This window comes from Pseudomonas sp. ADAK2 TE3594 (assembly GCF_053628675.1).
This window is the reverse complement of record NZ_JBRJGV010000001.1, coordinates 2,711,084-2,728,928: the sequence shown is the minus strand read 5'-3', so window position 1 is coordinate 2,728,928 and position 17,845 is coordinate 2,711,084. Positions and strand designations below refer to the sequence as shown.

Here is a 17,845-nt window from a genome sequence, read left to right as displayed (position 1 = left end):
AGTTCAGCCATGATAGTTGGCCGACAGCACTTATGCCGTTCAATGATCATTCAGGCTCGAAGCCAGTTTGATAAAGGCCAGCGTTGCAGGTGATGACTGACGCTGATCGAGCACCGCCAGCCCGACCTGGCGACTGATCGGTGGCGACAGCGGTTTTTTCACGTAGCGGCTGTCGTTGTCGTCAGGCAATGAGCCTTCGGCGACAACGGTCAGGGCATCACCACGGCCTACGGTGTCTAGCGTGCTGAGCAACTGCGAACAGCGATACCGAATGTTCGGCGTCAATCGCGCTGCATTAAACAGGCGCGACACCAGTTCCGCAGAGCCGGCTTCGGTCAGTACAAACGGGTCGTGGCATAAATCGCTCAAGCTCAAACTGTCGCGACCGGCCAGCGCATGGCCGGCCGGCAGCAGCGCGACCATCTGGTCCTCGATCAGCCTGAAAGTGTCGAAACGCTCCTGGGGCAACACCACGAAGCCGATATCGATACGCCGTTCTTCCAGCCACTGGATCACCTGGCGATCCGGCCCTTCGTCGATGTGAACTTCAATGCCCGGGTGTGCGGCGCGGTAGAGTTGCAGGATCCTCGGCAGCAATTTGATCGATGAGGTCGGGCCGAACGAGCCGATGCGCAGGGTGCCGCGTTTCATCCCGCGAGCATCGGCCGCTTCCTGGCGCAACGTGTTGGCCAGCCCGAGCATCGCCCGAGCGCGCAGCAATAGCTGCTGGCCGATGTCACTCAGCTCGACCTGGGACTGATGCCGACGCAGCAGTTCTACGCCCAATTCCTGTTCCAGGGATTTGAGCGCGTGGGACACCGCGGATTGGGAAATCTCCAAACGATGGGCCGCCGCCGTGAAGCCGCGCAGTTCGGCCACCAGCGAGAAAATCTCGAGTTGCGTCAGGGTCATGAGTATTTACTCATTTTACGATGATGGGACATTAGTCGAATGATACGCCATGTACCCGATTTCTGATGGTGGAGACTTATGACTGCGTGTGAACAGACCCTGGCGAATTCTTCGGATGTACCGGTTTATCTGAAGCTTGCCGCCGTCACCATGATCTGGGGCGGGACATTCGTCGCCGGGCGATTTCTGGCCGACAGCCTCAGTCCGTTGTTGGCCGCGAGCCTGCGGTTTTTGCTGGCGAGTGTGGGGTTGCTGCTGTTTTTATTGCTGGCGCGGGTGCCTTTGGTGCGGCCCAGCCCTCGACAATGGCTGCAATTGGCGCTGCTGGGATTCTTCGGAATTTTTTTCTACAACCTGTGCTTCTTTTATGGACTGCACTACATCAACGCGTCACGGGCGTCCTTGATCGTGGCGTTGAACCCGGCCGTGATCGGCCTGGCGTCGTGGCTGCTGTTCAAGGAACGACTGAGCCGGGCGAAAGTGGCCGGTATTGCGATCTGCATAGCCGGAGCCAGTCTGGTGATCGTCAGTCGCAATCCGCAATTGCTGGCCGGTGGTACTGATGCCTGGGTCGGCGATCTGTTGATCTTCGGTTGCGTGCTCGGCTGGGGCATTTATTCGCTGTTCTCCAAAGGCCTGAATCAAACGCTGGGGCCGGTGCAGACAGTCACGTATTCGATTCTGTTGGGCACGCTGATGCTATGGGTGACTAGCGCCGTGCGTGGTGAGCTGAGTGTCGCGGCGCTGGCCGAACTTGGTACGCAACAATGGTTGAGCCTGATGTACCTGGGCGTGCTGGGTTCGGCATTGGCCTATATTGGTTATTACGACGGTATCCGCAAAATCGGTGCAACGCGTTCGGGTGTGTTTATCGCCTTGAACCCGCTGACCGCCGTTCTTTTTGGCGCGTTGCTGCTGGGCGAGCAATTGACACTGGCGATGTGCCTGGGTGGCGTGCTGATCCTGACGGGGATTTTTCTGTGCAACAAACCGCTTGCGCAGGCCACAAAAAGGGGGATTTTATAAGAAGGCGGACAAACTGATTTACGCTGTGTAGAATCGGTTTACGCATATAAGAATAATCGTCTTCTGGCAGCAGAAGCCTCGCCCGCAAGAGCCTTGGGTCGACAATGAAGAGTTTTGGGTTTCAATTGATCTACGGTGACTTCCTCGCCCGCAGCGTGCGGGGCATCTCCTGCGCGCCGCCCGCCGGTCTCAGCATTGCTAGCAACTAACGATCCGTTAATTGATAAGAACTGATGAGGCGCAAAAATGGCAGATTTATACGAAAACCCAATGGGCCTGATGGGCTTTGAGTTCATCGAATTCGCATCGCCGACCCCGAACACCCTGGAGCCGATCTTCCAGATCATGGGCTTCACCAAGGTTGCGACCCACCGTTCCAAAGACGTGCACCTGTATCGCCAGGGCGCGATCAACCTGATCCTCAACAACGAACCCAACAGCGTGGCGTCGTACTTCGCGGCAGAGCACGGTCCGTCGGTGTGCGGCATGGCGTTCCGCGTCAAGGATTCGCAAAAGGCCTACAAGCGTGCCTTGGAACTCGGCGCCCAACCGATCCACATCGAAACCGGTCCGATGGAACTGCATCTGCCGGCGATCAAAGGCATTGGCGGCGCGCCGCTGTACCTGATCGACCGTTTCGGTGAAGGCAGCTCGATCTACGACATCGACTTCGTGTTCATCGAAGGCGTGGACCGCAATCCGGTCGGGGCCGGTCTGAAGATCATCGATCACCTGACCCACAACGTGTATCGCGGGCGCATGGCCTACTGGGCCAACTTCTACGAGAAGCTGTTCAACTTCCGCGAAATCCGTTACTTCGATATCAAAGGCGAATACACCGGCCTGACTTCCAAGGCCATGACCGCGCCGGATGGCATGATCCGTATCCCGCTGAACGAAGAGTCGTCCAAGGGCGCGGGGCAGATCGAAGAGTTCCTGATGCAGTTCAACGGTGAGGGCATCCAGCACGTGGCCTTCCTCAGCGATGACCTGATCAAGACCTGGGATCACCTGAAAAGCATCGGCATGCGCTTCATGACGCCGCCGCCGGACACCTACTACGAAATGCTCGAAGGCCGTTTGCCGAACCACGGCGAGCCGGTCGATCAACTGCAAGCGCGGGGTATTTTGCTGGACGGTTCGTCCGAGTCGGGCGACAAGCGTCTGCTGCTGCAGATCTTCTCGGAAACCCTGATGGGCCCGGTGTTCTTCGAATTCATCCAGCGTAAAGGCGACGATGGTTTCGGTGAAGGCAACTTCAAGGCGCTGTTCGAATCCATCGAGCGTGATCAGGTTCGTCGGGGTGTGCTCTCCACCGATTAACCCGTTTCAGGCGTGAAAAAGCCCGGTCAGCAGCAATGCTGGCCGGGCTTTTTTCGGATCGTGAAAAACCATTTTCGGATCACGCAAAATTATTCTGGATCACACAAAACCACTGTAGGAGCGAGGCTTGCCCGCGAAGGGGACCTTGAAGACGCTAAAAGCTTCGCGGGCAAGCCTCGCTCCTACAATTACATCGGCCGGCGTCGTTGCCGGACCAGGTGCTTGAACCCTTCAAACACCAACACCACCACCGCCAACCAGATCGGAATATAGGTCAGCCATTCGCCGGCCTTGATACTTTCCCCCAGCAGCAACGCAACGCCGAGCAGCAGCACCGGCTCGACGTAACTCAACAACCCGAACAGGCTGAACGGCAGCAGCCGACTGGCAATGATGTAGACCACCAGCGCCGAAGCACTGATCACCCCGAGTATCGGGATCAACAGCGACAGCCACGGATGTTGATCAAACACGCCGAAACCTTGTTCGCCGCCCTGCACGAACCAGAACGCCACTGGTAGCATCAACGCCATGTCCAGCCAGAGTCCGCCAAGGTTGTCGGTGGCCAGGCGCTTGCGCACGATGAAATAAATCGGATAACCGACCACCACCAGCAAGGTCGCCCAGGAAAAACCGCCGACCTGATACAACTCGTTGAGCACGCCGAGACTGGCGAAGAACACGGCTATTTTCTGCAGATAGGAAAGACGCTCGCCATAGGCGATTCGTCCGGTCAGGACCATGGACAGCGGTAACAGGAAATACCCCAGCGACACGTCGAGGCTATAACCGTTGAGCGGCGCCCACATGAACAACCAGAGTTGCAGGCCCAGCAGCACTGCAGAGCCGATCAGGCCGACAAGCAATTTCGGCTTGCTGACCAGCCGTCGCACAATCTCCACCACGCGTTTCCATTCGCCGGACACCACCATGAACACTGTCATGCACGGCGCGGTCAGCAGCATCCGCCAACCGAAAATTTCTACGCCGCTCAAGGGGGAGAGCAACGAAGTGTAGTAATACATGACGGCAAACAGCACCGAGGCTATGACCGATAGAGCGATACCTTTAGACAAACTGTCCTCGCGGGTTGAAGGTCAAACGGGGCGCGCAGGATACGTGGTTTTTGTGCTGAATATTGGCCGAGTGATCAATATTTACAACATCCTGGCTGATCCTCAACCAAAGCATAGTCAGCAGACCGACACCGGGAGCTGGCTTGCCTGCGAAGAGGCCAGTACATCCAACATCCCTGGTGACGGACCCACCGCTATCGCGAGCAGGCTCACTCCCACAGTAGACCGTGATCGCCAACAGATCTTGTGAACGACACCAAACCCTGTGGGAGCTGGCTTGCCTGCGAAGAGGCCGGTACATCCAACATCCCTGGTGACTGACCCACCGCTATCGCGAGCAGGCTCACTCCCACATTAGATCGTGATCGCCAACAGATTTTGTGATCGACACCAAACCCTGTGGGAGCTGGCTTGCCTGCAAAGAGGCCGGTACATCCAACATCCCTGGTGACTGACCCACCGCTATCGCGAGCAAGCCCACTCCCACATTAGGCCGTGATCGCTAATAGATCTTGTGATCGACACCAAACCCTGTGGGAGCTGGCTTGCCTGCGATAAATCTCAAGCCGTATGCGGTTTACGCCCCGGCACAAAATGACTCACGTCATTGAACCCCGGCGTCGACGCGTGCCCTGGTGTCACCAGCGAATCAATGAACGCCTCGTCCTCGGCTGTGATCTTCACCGCCTGCGCCTTGGTGTACGCGTCCCACTGTTCTTCGGTGCGCGGGCCTACGATGGCCGAGGTGATGGCGCGATTGTTCAGCACCCAGGCAATCGCAAACTCGACGATGCCCACGCCACGGCCCTGAGTGTATTCCTGGATCTGCTGGGCAATGCGCAGGGACTCAACCCGCCATTCGGTTTCCAGAATGCGTTTGTCCTGACGGCCCGCGCGGCTGTTGGCGTCCGGTGTCACGTCGGGCGCGTACTTGCCGCTGAGCACACCACGCGCTAGCGGACTGTAGGGCACCACGCCGAGACCATAGTTTTGTGCTGCAGTGATCTGTTCGGTTTCCGCCTGACGGTTGACGATGTTGTACAGCGGCTGGCTGATGACCGGTCTATCGACACCGAGTTTGTCAGCCACACGAATCACTTCAGCAATGCGCCAGCCACGGTAGTTCGACAGGCCCCAATAGCGGATCTTGCCCTGGCGGATCAAATCGCCAATGGCCGACACCGTGACCTCCAACGGCGTGTTGTGGTCTTCGCGGTGCAGGTAATAGATGTCCAGATAATCGGTGCCCAATCGCGTCAGGCTGGCGTCGATGCCGTTGAACAGATGCTTGCGGCTCAGGCCGCTGCGGTTCGGCATACCGTCCACCGGGCCGAAACCGACCTTGGTGGCGAGTACCCATTCCTGACGGCGATTGGCAATCGCTTCACCGACGATCTCTTCGGAGCGGCCGTTGGTGTAGACGTCCGCGGTGTCGATGAAATTGATGCCCTGGTCCCAAGCCTTGTCGATGATCCGCAAGGAATCTTCGGTGCTGGTCTGTTCGCCGAACATCATGGTGCCCAATGTGAGGGTCGACACCTGTAAACCCGAATGACCCAGCGTGCGATAGCTCATGACGAAATCCTTTTACTGGTGAGAAAGCTTCAATCAAATACCAAGAACCGCTGCGCGGAGCAATCGGAATTATCGACTCAGTTTCCTGTGGGAACTGTGGCGAGGGGGCTGTTGTGGTTAGGGGGTGGTTGTGGTTAGAGGGCTGTTGTGGCGAGGGGGCTTGCCCCCGTTCGGCTGCGCAGCAGTCGTAATCCGGCAAACGCGGATTAACTGACAAACTGCGGAGAATGGTTTTGGGGCCGCTTCGCAACCCAACGGGGGGCAAGCCCCCTCGCCACAAAAGTATCTGTGCATGCGCGAAATGAGAAACGGCCCGAAAGGGCCGTTTTTGTTTTCGCTGAACCTGAACCTTACCCCCGCAACGTCCGCGTCATGCGCAACGCCAGCAAACTCCCACAAACAATCACACCCGCCAGCAGATACAGCGCCGCATCGGTCGAGCCGGTGCTGTCCTTGACCCAACCCACCAGATACGGGCTAAGGAAGCCCGCCATCTGCCCCATGGAGTTGATCAACGCCAACCCACCGGCAGCCGCACCCGCGCTAAGCATGGCGGTCGGCACTGGCCAGAACATCGGCAAACCGGTGAGGGCGCCCATGGTGGCGAGGGTCAGCCCAAGAATGGCGATGGCCGGGTTGGCGGCGAAGTTCACCGCGATCAGCAAGCCCGCCGCGCCCATCAGCATCGGCACCACCAAGTGCCAGCGGCGTTCTTTGCGCAGGTCCGCCGAGCGGCCGACCATCAACATGAACACCGCCGCCAGCAGGTACGGAATCGCACTGAGCCAACCAATCACCAGGTTATCGCTGAAACCGAGGTTCTTGATGATCGACGGCAGCCAGAAGTTGATCGCGTAGACACCACTCTGGATGCAGAAATAAATCAGGCCGAAAGCCCAGATCGCCGGGTTCTTGAACACCGCCAACAGCGAATCGGTCGCGGTTTTCGGTTTGCTGGCCAGGTCTTGCGCGTGATCGGCCTCAAGCACCGAACGCTCGTAAGGGGTCAGCCACTTGGCGTTGGCATAACTGTCGCTGAGCAGGAAGTAGGCGAGGGCGCCGAGGATCACCGTCGGAATGCCTTGCAGCAGGAACATCCACTGCCAGCCGGCCAAACCGGCCTGGCCGGCGCCGAAGTGGTTGAGGATCCAGCCGGAAAACGGGCTTCCGAGCAGACCGGACACCGGGATCGCCGACATGAACAGCGCCATGATGCGGCCACGACGGAACGTCGGGAACCACTGCGAAAGATAAAGCACCACGCCCGGGAAGAACCCGGCTTCGGCCGCACCAGTAAACAGGCGCAGAGTGTAGAACTCGGTCGGTGTGGTGACGAACAGCAGGCAGGTCGAGAGCGTGCCCCAGGTGATCATCATCAACGCGATCCAGCGTCGCGGGCCGAATTTGGTCAGGGCCAGGTTGCTCGGTACGCCGCACAGTACGTAGCCGATGAAGAAGATCCCGGCGCCGAGGCCGTACACGGTTTCGCTGAATTTCAGTGCGTCGAGCATCTGCAGTTTGGCAAACCCGACGTTCACCCGGTCGAGGTAGTTGAACAGGTAGCAGATGAAAATGAAGGGGATCAAACGCAGGGTAATGCGTTTGTAGACGGCATTTTTGTCGTCAGCGTTGGCCAGGGTAGCTGTGGCGCTCTGTGACATGGCGGGCTCTCTCTTTATTATGATTTTTTGCGGCGCAAGGGTAACGTTGGTCGCCCAGTGAGTCTCGGCCACCCCTTGGGTGATTGTCTTTGTGCTTGAGCACAGGGTTTGCTACCAAGGCCTGTGCGGGTGAACAACCCGTCCCATCACGTTTTCAAGGAATCGCGCTATGTTCGAACTCGATCACGACCTGGCCCAGGACATCGTCGACCGGGCGATGGCGATCCTGCCCTATAACGTCAACGTCATGGACAGTCAGGGACTGATTCTCGGCAGCGGCGAGCCGGAGCGCATCAACACCCGCCACGAAGGCGCGCAACTGGTGCTGGCCAACGGGCGCGTGGTGGAAATCGATGCGCAAACGGCGATTCACCTCAAAGGCGTACAACCGGGGATCAACCTGCCGCTGTTGCTCGATCAGCGTTTGATTGGGGTGCTGGGCATCACCGGCGAACCCGAGCAATTGCGCACTTACGCTGAACTGGTGCGCATGACCGCCGAGATGCTGGTGGGCCAGCGCAACCAGCAGGCCGAGCAGCAATGGCGGCGCCAGCGTTGCGACGATCTGCTGGCGCTGCTACTCAGCGAGGCGGGGGATTCACCGCGGTTGCTCGACGAAGCGCAGCAGTTGGGGCTCAAGCCGCAGTTGACGCGGGTCCCGTACCTGTTCGAATTGGGCCTGGAACACGGCCCGGGGCAGACCGTCGAAGCGCTCAGCGCCTGGTTGATGTCACGTTATCCGGACAGTTGGTGCGTAAGCTCGGCCAAGTCTTCGTTGCTGTGGTGCCGACCGGCGACGCCTGCGATCGAGAACGATCGGTTGCTGGAAAAGCTCGATGGCCTCGGCTGGAATATTTTGCGCATTGCCGTGGGCGGGCAGGCCGATGGATTGTCGGGATTGCGCCGTTGCTATCGTCGGGTCGGTGATCTGTTGGCCTATGGTCGTGATGTATTGCCGCATTCGCGCTTGCTGACCCTGAACCGTTATCGGCTGCCGGTGATGCTCTGGCGGCACCGCAACGACGATGCGCTGGATGAACTGCTGCGGCCGCTGCGCAAAGTCATCGCCAAGGATGGCAACGGCCAACTGCTGGCGACCCTGCGCAGTTGGTGCGAACACGACGGCCAGAGCCAGGCCTGTGCCGATGCCTTGGGCATCCATCGCAACAGTCTGCGTTATCGCATGGAACGAATCGCTGAACTCAGCGGCGTCGACCCGCTAAAGCTGGACGGAATGCTCGCCCTGTACCTCGGCGTCCAGCTCCTGCCCCAGGCAGACGCCAACCCATGAGTCACACAATTCCCTGTGGGAGCGGGCTTGCCCGCGAAGAGGCCATCACATCCAACATGCATGGTGACTGACACACCGCCATCGCGGGCAAGCCCGCTCCCACAGTGATTTGTAGTGGTGCACAGATTTGTGAACGACGCTGCTTCCGCTGGGTTTTGTGGAAATGAACAATAATCCTCATACCTGCTTGTGCAGCGGACCGGCGTTATTGTTCATGGCGGCTGGCAGCATGGACGCATTGGAACTGGAGAATTCGCATGAAAATCGTCATCGCCCCCGATTCGTTCAAGGACAGTCTGAGTGCCCAAGGTGTGGCCGAGGCCATAGCGCAGGGATTGGCGGAAGTCTGGCCGGCTGCACACTTGCTCAAGTGCCCGATGGCGGACGGCGGGGAGGGTACGGTCGAGTCGATTCTGGCCGCGTGCCAGGGCGAACTGCGTCGTACCCATGTTCGTGGGCCGCTGGGTGCCACGGTCGATGCCGCTTGGGGCTGGTTGCCACAGAGCCATACCGCAATCATCGAAATGGCCGAGGCCAGTGGCCTGCAACTGGTTCCGCCGAACCTGCGCGATGCCTGCACCAGCAGCACCTACGGCACCGGTGAATTGATCCGCGCTGCGCTGGATGCCGGAGCGCAACGGGTGATCCTGGCGATTGGCGGCAGCGCCACCAACGACGGCGGCGCCGGGGCGATGCAAGCTTTGGGGGTGAAACTGCTGGACGCTCAGGACCAAACCCTGGTGCCGGGTGGTCTGGCCTTGGCGCAACTGGCCCGCCTCGATCTGAGTGATATCGATCCGCGTCTGGCCAAGGTGCGCTTCGACATCGCCGCCGACGTCAATAACCCGCTGTGCGGCCCTCATGGCGCCTCAGCGATTTTCGGCCCGCAGAAAGGTGCATCGCCCGAGCAAGTCGAGCAACTGGACCTGGCCCTCGGGCACTTTGCCGAACTCTGCGCGCAAGCCCTGGACAAAGACGTGCGCGACGAACCGGGCAGCGGCGCAGCGGGTGGCCTGGGGTTTGCCGCCAAGGCGTTTCTCGGTGCGCAGTTCCAGGCTGGAGTGGAAGTGGTGGCCGAATTGGTGGGGCTGGCTGAGGCGGTCAAAGGCGCCGATCTGGTGATCACCGGCGAAGGTCGTTTCGATGCCCAGACTCTGCGCGGCAAAACCCCGTTTGGCGTGGCACGCATTGCACGCCAGCACGGCGTGCCGGTCATCGTCATCGCCGGTACGTTGGGCGAGGGGTATCAGGCGCTGTACGAGCATGGCATCGATGCCGCCTTCGCGTTGGCAAGCGGGCCGATGACACTGGAGCAGGCCTGCGCCGAGGCGCCGCGTTTGTTGCGCGAGCGCGCCCGTGATATTGCGCGGGTGTGGCGGGTGGCGGCCCGTAAGGCCTGACTCAATCGTCAGCAGAAAAAAATCCTTGTGGGAGCGGGCTTGCCCGCGAAGCGGTGTGTCAGGCACCACCAATGTTGACTGTGCCGCCGCCTTCGCGGGCAAGCCCGCTCCTACAGGTTCTGCATTTAAGCTAACGAGTGTTTCACCGCTGAAACACTCCTGCCGCCCTTGAAAAATATTTCGCCAACCCCTGCAAAAAACCTCAAGCCCGGCCGATACAGCTAACAGGCGCACACAAACCAATTACAACAGTGGCGCTAGGCTGAAAGGTGCGCGCCATCGCCCGCCCGACAGTGATCACGGCAAGGATGCTCGCCGCCTCAATTACCGAGATCATCCTATGTCCCTGCGTAATCTGAACATCGCGCCTCGAGCTTTCCTGGGTTTCGCCTTCATAGCCTTGCTGGTCATCGTGCTGGGTGTGTTTGCCGTGAACCGCATGTCGATCATCCGCCAGGCCTCTGTCGATATGGAAATGACGCAGTTACCCAGCATCGGGTTTCTGGGTAACGTGACGGAAAACGTCCTGCGGCTGCGGATTCTCTCGTTCCGCGTACTGGTCAACCGTGATCCGGCCGCATTGCAGGAAGCCCAGACTCGCATCGGTGTGCTCGTCGACAAGGTGCGCAGCGCCCAAGCCAGTTATGCCGCCTTGCCGGCCGGTCCTGAAGAAGCGGCGCTGTACAAAACCTTCGCGACAACCCTCGAGAATTACATGCAGGCCCAGAGCCAGATGCTGGAGCTGTCGCGGCAGAATAAACTCGATGAGATGCGTACCCTGATCAACACGCGGATCAAGGAGGGCACCGATCAGATGGGCGAGCAACTGAACAAACTGGTAGCGCTCAACACCGCCGATGCCAAAGCCGCGTCGGCCAAGGCGGGCGAGCACTACAGTGAAGCCTTTATCGGCATCGTGACGGTGGCGGTGATCGCTTCGTTGCTGACCGTGCTGCTGGCCTGGCTGTTGACCCGCAGCATCCTCACGCCGCTGAACCGTGCGGTGCTCGCGGCCGAAACCATTGCCGGCGGCAACCTGAGCAAGGTCATCGAAGTCGACGGCAACGATGAACCGGCCCGTTTGCTCGGCGCCTTGGCAGCCATGCAGACCAACCTGCGCAAGACCATCGAACAGATCGCCGGCTCCGCGACGCAACTGGGTGCCGCCGCGGAAGAACTCAGTACCGTGACCCAAGAAGCGTCCCGTGGCTTGCAACAGCAAAATAACGAAATCGAACAGGCCGCCACCGCCGTCAACGAAATGACCGCCGCCGTGGAAGAAGTGGCGCGCAATGCCGTATCGACCTCCGAAGCGTCGAACCAGTCGACACAAGCCGCTCGTGAAGGTCGTGACCGGGTGGTGGAAACCGTCGACGCGATCCAGACCATGACCCATGACGTGCAGAACACGGCGTTGATGATCGAGGGCCTGGCCGCTCAAGGCCGCGACATCGGCAAAGTGCTGGACGTGATCCGCGCCATTGCCGAGCAGACCAACCTGCTGGCCCTCAACGCCGCGATCGAAGCGGCCCGTGCCGGGGAGGCCGGACGTGGCTTTGCGGTGGTGGCGGACGAAGTCAGGGCGTTGGCCCATCGCACCGCGCAATCGACCCAGGAAATCGAGAAGATGGTCGCCGGCATCCAGAACGGCACCGGTGAAGCGGTCTCGTCGATGCAACAAAGCAATCAACGCACCCAAAGCACCCTGGAAATGGCCCGTGCGGCGGGTGTCGCCCTGGAGCAGATCACTTCATCGATTCACCTGATCAACGAGCGTAACCTGGTGATCGCCAGCGCCTCGGAAGAACAGGCTCAGGTGTCCCGTGAAGTCGACCGTAATCTGGTGAACATTCGCGACTTGGCCACCCAGTCTGCCGCCGGTGCCAACCAGACCAGCGCCGCCACCCATGAATTGTCGCGATTGGCGGTTGATTTGAACGCGATGGTGGCGCGTTTCGTGATTTGAGATAGGGTTGAAACTGGAACTCGCGCGTTAGGAGAAGTACATGCGCTATTCAGCCTTGACCCAACGAATCGATGGTGACGGAGCGGCAGCCTGGAAGATTCATGATCGAGCGCTGGAATTGCGCGAGCAGGGCGTCGACGTGCTGCTGCTGTCGGTCGGCGACCCTGATTTCGATACACCGCTGCCGATCGTTCACGCCGCGATCGACAGCCTGTTGGCCGGCGACACCCATTACTCGGATGTACGCGGCACCCGCATACTGCGCAGCAGCATCGCCAGTCGTCATCAGCGGCGCAGCGGTCAGGAGGTGGATGCCGACCATGTGATCGTGCTGCCCGGTGCGCAGTGCGCGGTGTATTCGGTTGCCCAATGCCTGCTCGATCCGGGTGACGAAGTGATCGTCGCCGAGCCGATGTACGTGACCTATGAAGGCGTGTTCGGCGCCTGCGGGGCGAGCGTGGTGCCGGTGGCGGTGCGTCCGGAGAACGGCTTTCGAGTTGAACCGGCGGATGTCGCGGCGCTGATCACCCCGAAAACCCGCGTCATCCTGCTCAACAGCCCGAACAATCCCTCCGGTGCCAGCCTGTCGTTGAAGAACTGGCAGGCACTGGCGGCGCTGTGTGTGCGGCATGACCTCTGGCTGATCAGCGACGAGGTCTACAGCGACCTGTTGTATGAGGGCGAGCACATCAGCCCGGCCAGTCTGCCGGGTATGGCCGAGCGCACGGCGACGATCAACAGTCTGTCTAAATCCCATGCCATGACCGGCTGGCGGGTGGGCTGGATGATCGGCCCCAAAGCATTGGCTGAACACTTGATGCATCTGTCGCTGTGCATGCTGTTCGGGATTCCGGATTTCGTCCAGAACGCTGCGCAAGTGGCGCTCGATAAAGACTTGCCGGAAGTGGCGCTGATGCGTGAGGAATATCGCCAGCGTCGCGATCTGGTGTGCGCGAGGCTAAGCGGTTGTCCGGGCATCCGGCCGATCAAACCCGATGGCGGGATGTTCGTGATGGTCGATGTGCGCCAGACCGGGCTCGGCGCGCAAGATTTTGCCGAGCGGCTGCTTGAAGTGTATGGCGTGTCGGTGCTGGCCGGCGAAGCCTTTGGGCCTAGCGCGGCGGGGCATATTCGCATTGGCCTGGTGGTGGATCAGGTGAGGCTGGCGGATGCGTGTGCGCGGATTGCCTCGTGTGCGGCGGAGTTGCTGCAGGTGCGGCGGGCCTGATCGATTTGTGTTGAATTTGATGGCCTCTTCGCGGGCAAGCCTCGCTCCTACAGGGGGTTTGTGAACACCACAAATCCCCTGTAGGAGCGAGGCTTGCCCGCGAAGACTGACTCACAGACGCCAAATGTCCTCAGCCTTTCCAAGCCCCGGCATTCACCAGATTCACCGGTCGCTCCCCAGCTAACGCCGCCAACAAATTCTCCACCGCACACCGGGCCATCGCCTCTCGCGTTTCATGCGTCGCCGACCCAATATGCGGCGTCGCCACCACGTTGTTCAACTGCAACAACGGCGAGTCATGTCCCAATGGCTCACGCTCGAACACATCCAGCCCCGCCGCGCGAATCCGCTTCTGCTGCAACGCCTCGATCAGCGCTGGCTCATTCACCACCTTGCCTCGGGAAATGTTGATGAAGATCGTCTCAGGACGCATCAGGGCGAACTGTTCGGCGCCGATCAACCCTTCGGTTTCAGCGGTGAGCGGCAACGTCAGGCAAACGAAATCGGCCTGCTTCAGCAATTCGCTCAGGCTGCGGTATTGCGCGTTGAATCGCTGTTCCACCGCCGGTTTCGGCGAATGGCTGTGATACAGCACCGGCATGCCAAAACCGAAATGCCCGCGCTGCGCCAATGCCTCACCGATCCGCCCCATGCCAATGATGCCCAGCGTCTTGCCGTGCACATCGCTGCCGAAATGCGCCGGGCCGATGTTACGTTTCCACTGGCTGGCACGCACCATGTTCGCCAGTTCCACCACCCGCCGCGCGGTGGCCAGAATCAGCGCGAAACCGGTGTCGGCGGTGGTCTCGGTCAACACGTCCGGTGTGTTGCTGAGCAGGATCCGCCGCTCGGTCAGGTAGTCGATGTCGTAGTTGTCGACGCCGACGGACACGCTGGCAATGGCCTCCAGGTTCGGTGCCAGATCCAGTAACCCGGCGTCCAGTTTCAGACTGGCGCCGAGCAACCCTTGGGCACGGGGCAGGGCCCGGCGCAGTTGCGCCAGGCCCTCGGCGTCGAGGCTGTCGATCAGCGTCACCTCGGTGTGCTCATGCAAGCGAGCCATCAGCAGCGGCGAGAGTTTCTTGTACAGCACAACCTGCTTTTTCATCGTCGTCATCTCTACATCAAATCAAGAATGAGCCGCCACCGGCCGGCGCACAGCGACCCGGTCACTGGCGCCGGGCTTGAGGAAAATCGTCAGCACCACCGACAGCAGCAACGCACCGCTCATCAGCAAATACGAGGCACCGGGCGATCCGGTGGAGCTGTTCAGGTAACCGACCAGATAAGAGCCGCCAAACGAACCGAGCGCGCCCATGCTGTTGATCAGCGCCATGGCCCCGCCGGCAACGTTGGCCGGGAGGATTTCCGGGACGATGGCGAAAAACGGCCCGTACGGCGCGTACATGCAGGCACCGGCAATCACCAGCAGCGTGTAGGACCACCAGAAGTGTTCCGCGCCCAAGGCGTAGGAGCCATAGAACGCAATCGAGGCGATCAGCAGCGGCGGCCAGACGAAGCGTTTGCGCTTTTGCAGTTTGTCCGAGCCCCAGGACACCAGCAGCATGCCGATCACCGCCGCCAAGTACGGCAACGCCGACAGCCAACCTGCTTCGATCATGTCCATTTTCGCCCCAGCCTTGAGGATCGACGGCAGCCACAGCACGAAACCATAGACGCCGATGCTCCAGCAGAAAAACTGCAAGGCGAGGATGATCACCTTCGGCGAGCGGAAGGCTTCGGCGTAGTTTTTCACCGCTTTGATGCCGACCTGTTCGGCGGCCAGGGCGCTTTCCAGGTCGTGCTTTTCCTGGTCGCTCAGCCACTTGGCCTGAGCCGGACGATCATCGGCCAGACGCCACCAGATAAACGCCCACAGTACCGCCGGCAGTCCTTCGATGATGAACATCCAGCGCCAGCTGAAATGCTGGATCAGGTAGCCCGACACTACCGACATCCAGAGCATGGTCACCGGGTTGCCGAGGATCAGGAAAGTGTTGGCGCGCGAGCGTTCGGCGCGGGTGAACCAGTGGCACAGGTACACCAGCATCGCCGGCATCACCGCGGCTTCGACCACCCCGAGCATGAAGCGAATCACGATCAGCCAATAGGCGTTGGAGACGATCCCGGTCAAGGTCGCCAGGCCACCCCAGAGGATCAGGCTGACGAAAATCAGCTTCTTGACGCTGTGCTTCTGGGCGTAGATCGCGCCCGGAATCTGGAAGAAGAAATAACCGAGGAAGAACAGCGCGCCGAGCAGGGACGACAGCCCGGGAGTGATCATCAGGTCAGCAGCCATGCCGGAGGCGGCGGCGAACCCATAGTTGGCGCGGTCCAGATACGCCAGGCTGTAGGTGATGAACACGATCGGCATGATGTACCACCAGCGGCGGGTGGCCAGTGTTGCGGTTTTCATAGTGATGCTCCTGAGCTTGTTGTTTTTGTCGCAGCAGGTAACGGTTTTGAATCAGTTTTTTGCGGTGACTGTTATGACCTCTTCGCGGGCAAGCCTCGCTCCTACGGGATCGCGCAAGACCTGTAGGAGCGAGGCTTGCCCGCGAAGGCGGCCTCAAATTCAGCATCCATTTCGGCTCGGGTGGGCAACCCCTCCATATCCCCACGGCTCTGCACCGCACGGCTGCCGATCCAGTTGGCACGCTGCACGGCTTGGGCAACGCTGTGGTTTTCCAGCAGGGCGCTGATCAGGCCGACGGCAAACCCATCGCCGGCACCGACCGTATCGACCACCGTTTCCACCGGCACGCCTGCAACGAAACCTTCATCCAGATGGGTTCGGTAATACGCGCCGTGCGGCCCGAGTTTGATCGCCACGGCTTCAACGCCTTGGTCGAGGTAAAACGCCGCGATGTCGGCGGGGTCTTCGAAACCGGTGAGCAAACGTCCTTCGCTCAAACCCGGCAACACCCAATGGGCGAGAGTGGCGAGGCGGTTGATCTCGCTGATCATCTGTTGCTCGCTGGCCCACAGGCTCGGGCGCAGATTGGGGTCGAACGACACGCTACGCCCGGCATTGCGCATACGGGTCATCAGTTCGAAGGACATTTCCCTAGCCGATGCCGACAGCGCCGGGGGAATGCCCGTGGCGTGCAGATGCCTGGCCTCGAGCAGTTGCGGCGCAATGGACTGCACCGACAAATGACTGGCAGCCGACCCACGCCGGAAGTACTCGACAACCGGATCGCTGCCATCATCGCTGCGGGACTTGAGTTGAAAACCGGTGGGGTGCGCCGGGTCGATGTCGACGTGACTGCAATCCAGGCCTTGTTTTTCCAGCGTATCGATGACGAACCGACCCAGAGAGTCAGCGCCAACCCGGCTCAGCCAGGCGACGTTAAACCCCAATCGCGACAGGCCAATGGCGACATTACTGTCGGCCCCGGCAATGCGCTTGTGGAAGTGCTCGACGTCAGCCAGCTCACCGTTCTGCTCGGCGACGAACATCGCCATGGTTTCACCGAACGACAGAATATCGATCTCAGGCATGAGCGGGCTCCAGGCGGGATTGACCGAGGAGGGCGAGGGTGGCGACGTGCTCGGTAGTCAACTGCACCAGGTCATCGCCTTGCAGCGGATACTCCGCCGCGCGCATCACGCCCTGGGGCATGTGCCGCAGCAATTGCTCCCACAGATGCAGGTCGCTGGCGGCCGGTGGCACCGCCACCAATTTGCCGTCGGCCCGGCGCGCCACCGCTTTGCAGTGCACGTAACCGACGTGTCGGCCGAGCAACCGCGCAGCACTGGCGGCGGGCTGGTCTTGCCATTGCCAGTTGCCGATGTCGAAAGTCATTTTGATCGGCAGGTTGTGCTGCTCGACGTCGGCGAAGAAACGCTGGAAAGGTTCGATGCGACCGCCCTGCAAGGTCTGGTCGTTTTCCACCAGCAGCTGCACCGGGCTCTGTTGCAACTGCAGCGCGAGTGTTTGCAGATCGTTGTTGTCGGTGAAATAGCCCAGGGAAACTTTCAGCCATTGGGCGCCGAATGCCTCGGCGCGCTTCAGGGTCGAGAGCAGTTCAGGATTGGGGGCCGACTGCCCGGCCAACCACAATTCCATCGGCGAGGAATAGACGCTTTCGAGCCCCAGGGCTTGGGTGGCGTCGGCCAGTTGCGTCGGATTTTCAAGGGTCAGCAACTCTTCGCGCCATTCAATGCGCGTGGCGCCGGCGGCGGCCAACACGCCGATAAACGAGCCCTGGCCGCGTTCACGAACAAGGTCGGCGCCGTAGCTGGAAAGGCTGATGGAAACGGGTGGTTTATTCATTGTTGTACACCTCTGAAACCGGTTTCATTTTTGGTCAAAAAAATATTGATGTGAGTTGTGGGGTGGTCTTTTGGGCCTCTTCGCGGGCAAGCCTCGCTCCTACAGGGA

The 17,845-nt window shown here is 60.2% G+C and carries 14 protein-coding genes; 6 read left to right on the top strand and 8 right to left on the bottom strand.

The annotated features are described in order from the left end of the window. Window positions 1-39: 39 nt before the first annotated feature. Window positions 40-912, bottom strand: a complete 873-nt coding sequence (locus AB7M22_RS12320) for a LysR family transcriptional regulator (RefSeq protein WP_454186496.1) — start codon at window positions 910-912, stop codon at window positions 40-42. A 78-nt stretch (window positions 913-990) separates the two neighbouring features. Here AB7M22_RS12320 and AB7M22_RS12315 point away from each other — a divergent pair, with 78 nt between their 5' ends. Beyond that, entirely contained in the window at window positions 991-1,938 is a 948-nt protein-coding gene (locus tag AB7M22_RS12315) for a DMT family transporter (RefSeq protein WP_454186495.1), read from the top strand. A gap of 246 nt (window positions 1,939-2,184) precedes the next feature. Beyond that, the gene (gene hppD / locus AB7M22_RS12310) at window positions 2,185-3,261 is read left to right on the top strand and encodes a 4-hydroxyphenylpyruvate dioxygenase (protein ID WP_454186494.1); all 1,077 of its coding nucleotides are present in this window, start codon (window positions 2,185-2,187) and stop codon (window positions 3,259-3,261) included. Window positions 3,262-3,449: 188 nt separating this feature from the next. On the opposite strand, the gene rarD is transcribed toward hppD, so the two are convergent. The 3 genes from rarD to AB7M22_RS12295 form a co-directional block, all read right to left on the bottom strand. Then, window positions 3,450-4,337: an EamA family transporter RarD gene (rarD, locus tag AB7M22_RS12305; protein WP_454186493.1), complete on the bottom strand. Its 888-nt coding sequence runs from the start codon at window positions 4,335-4,337 to the stop codon at window positions 3,450-3,452. A 561-nt stretch (window positions 4,338-4,898) separates the two neighbouring features. Continuing rightward, window positions 4,899-5,912, bottom strand: a complete 1,014-nt coding sequence (locus AB7M22_RS12300; protein ID WP_454186492.1) for an aldo/keto reductase — start codon at window positions 5,910-5,912, stop codon at window positions 4,899-4,901. A 350-nt stretch (window positions 5,913-6,262) separates the two neighbouring features. Next, window positions 6,263-7,573, bottom strand: coding sequence for an MFS transporter (locus tag AB7M22_RS12295; protein ID WP_454186491.1), 1,311 nt, complete (start codon window positions 7,571-7,573; stop codon window positions 6,263-6,265). A gap of 169 nt (window positions 7,574-7,742) precedes the next feature. Here AB7M22_RS12295 and AB7M22_RS12290 point away from each other — a divergent pair, with 169 nt between their 5' ends. The 4 genes from AB7M22_RS12290 to AB7M22_RS12275 all read left to right on the top strand — a co-directional run bounded on the left by AB7M22_RS12290 (window position 7,743) and on the right by AB7M22_RS12275 (window position 13,458). Then, window positions 7,743-8,864 (top strand): sugar diacid recognition domain-containing protein, encoded by a 1,122-nt coding sequence (locus tag AB7M22_RS12290; protein WP_454186490.1) that lies wholly within the window; start codon window positions 7,743-7,745, stop codon window positions 8,862-8,864. A gap of 257 nt (window positions 8,865-9,121) precedes the next feature. Continuing rightward, window positions 9,122-10,264, top strand: a complete 1,143-nt coding sequence (locus tag AB7M22_RS12285) for a glycerate kinase (RefSeq protein WP_454186489.1) — start codon at window positions 9,122-9,124, stop codon at window positions 10,262-10,264. Window positions 10,265-10,604: 340 nt separating this feature from the next. Continuing rightward, entirely contained in the window at window positions 10,605-12,230 is a 1,626-nt protein-coding gene (locus tag AB7M22_RS12280; RefSeq protein WP_454186488.1) for a methyl-accepting chemotaxis protein, read from the top strand. A gap of 40 nt (window positions 12,231-12,270) precedes the next feature. Then, on the top strand, window positions 12,271-13,458 hold the full coding sequence (locus tag AB7M22_RS12275) for a pyridoxal phosphate-dependent aminotransferase (protein ID WP_454186487.1): 1,188 nt from the start codon (window positions 12,271-12,273) through the stop codon (window positions 13,456-13,458). A 130-nt stretch (window positions 13,459-13,588) separates the two neighbouring features. Here AB7M22_RS12275 and AB7M22_RS12270 read toward each other — a convergent pair whose 3' ends face one another. The 4 genes from AB7M22_RS12270 to AB7M22_RS12255 all read right to left on the bottom strand — a co-directional run bounded on the left by AB7M22_RS12270 (window position 13,589) and on the right by AB7M22_RS12255 (window position 17,737). After that, the gene (locus AB7M22_RS12270) at window positions 13,589-14,566 is read right to left on the bottom strand and encodes a 2-hydroxyacid dehydrogenase (protein WP_454186486.1); all 978 of its coding nucleotides are present in this window, start codon (window positions 14,564-14,566) and stop codon (window positions 13,589-13,591) included. Between the two features lie 21 nt (window positions 14,567-14,587). After that, window positions 14,588-15,874 (bottom strand): MFS transporter, encoded by a 1,287-nt coding sequence (locus AB7M22_RS12265; protein ID WP_454186485.1) that lies wholly within the window; start codon window positions 15,872-15,874, stop codon window positions 14,588-14,590. Window positions 15,875-15,975: 101 nt separating this feature from the next. Continuing rightward, window positions 15,976-16,962 carry a sugar kinase gene (locus tag AB7M22_RS12260; protein ID WP_454186484.1) on the bottom strand — a complete coding sequence of 329 codons (987 nt, stop codon included), beginning with the start codon at window positions 16,960-16,962 and terminating at the stop codon, window positions 15,976-15,978. Then, entirely contained in the window at window positions 16,955-17,737 is a 783-nt protein-coding gene (locus AB7M22_RS12255; protein ID WP_454186483.1) for a sugar phosphate isomerase/epimerase family protein, read from the bottom strand. The genes AB7M22_RS12260 and AB7M22_RS12255 overlap by 8 nt, the downstream gene beginning before the upstream one ends. Between the last annotated feature and the right edge of the window lie 108 nt (window positions 17,738-17,845).

Bases quoted from the DNA above. Each gene is read 5' to 3' on its own strand.
- AB7M22_RS12320 (WP_454186496.1), bottom strand. From the start codon at position 912: ATGACCCTGACGCAACTCGAGATTTTCTCGCTGGTGGCCGAACTGCGC.
- AB7M22_RS12315 (WP_454186495.1), top strand. From the start codon at position 991: ATGACTGCGTGTGAACAGACCCTGGCGAATTCTTCGGATGTACCGGTT.
- hppD (WP_454186494.1), top strand. From the start codon at position 2,185: ATGGCAGATTTATACGAAAACCCAATGGGCCTGATGGGCTTTGAGTTC.
- AB7M22_RS12300 (WP_454186492.1), bottom strand. From the start codon at position 5,912: ATGAGCTATCGCACGCTGGGTCATTCGGGTTTACAGGTGTCGACCCTC.
- AB7M22_RS12295 (WP_454186491.1), bottom strand. From the start codon at position 7,573: ATGTCACAGAGCGCCACAGCTACCCTGGCCAACGCTGACGACAAAAAT.
- AB7M22_RS12290 (WP_454186490.1), top strand. From the start codon at position 7,743: ATGTTCGAACTCGATCACGACCTGGCCCAGGACATCGTCGACCGGGCG.
- AB7M22_RS12285 (WP_454186489.1), top strand. From the start codon at position 9,122: ATGAAAATCGTCATCGCCCCCGATTCGTTCAAGGACAGTCTGAGTGCC.
- AB7M22_RS12280 (WP_454186488.1), top strand. From the start codon at position 10,605: ATGTCCCTGCGTAATCTGAACATCGCGCCTCGAGCTTTCCTGGGTTTC.
- AB7M22_RS12275 (WP_454186487.1), top strand. From the start codon at position 12,271: ATGCGCTATTCAGCCTTGACCCAACGAATCGATGGTGACGGAGCGGCA.
- AB7M22_RS12270 (WP_454186486.1), bottom strand. From the start codon at position 14,566: ATGAAAAAGCAGGTTGTGCTGTACAAGAAACTCTCGCCGCTGCTGATG.
- AB7M22_RS12265 (WP_454186485.1), bottom strand. From the start codon at position 15,874: ATGAAAACCGCAACACTGGCCACCCGCCGCTGGTGGTACATCATGCCG.
- AB7M22_RS12260 (WP_454186484.1), bottom strand. From the start codon at position 16,962: ATGCCTGAGATCGATATTCTGTCGTTCGGTGAAACCATGGCGATGTTC.
- AB7M22_RS12255 (WP_454186483.1), bottom strand. From the start codon at position 17,737: ATGAATAAACCACCCGTTTCCATCAGCCTTTCCAGCTACGGCGCCGAC.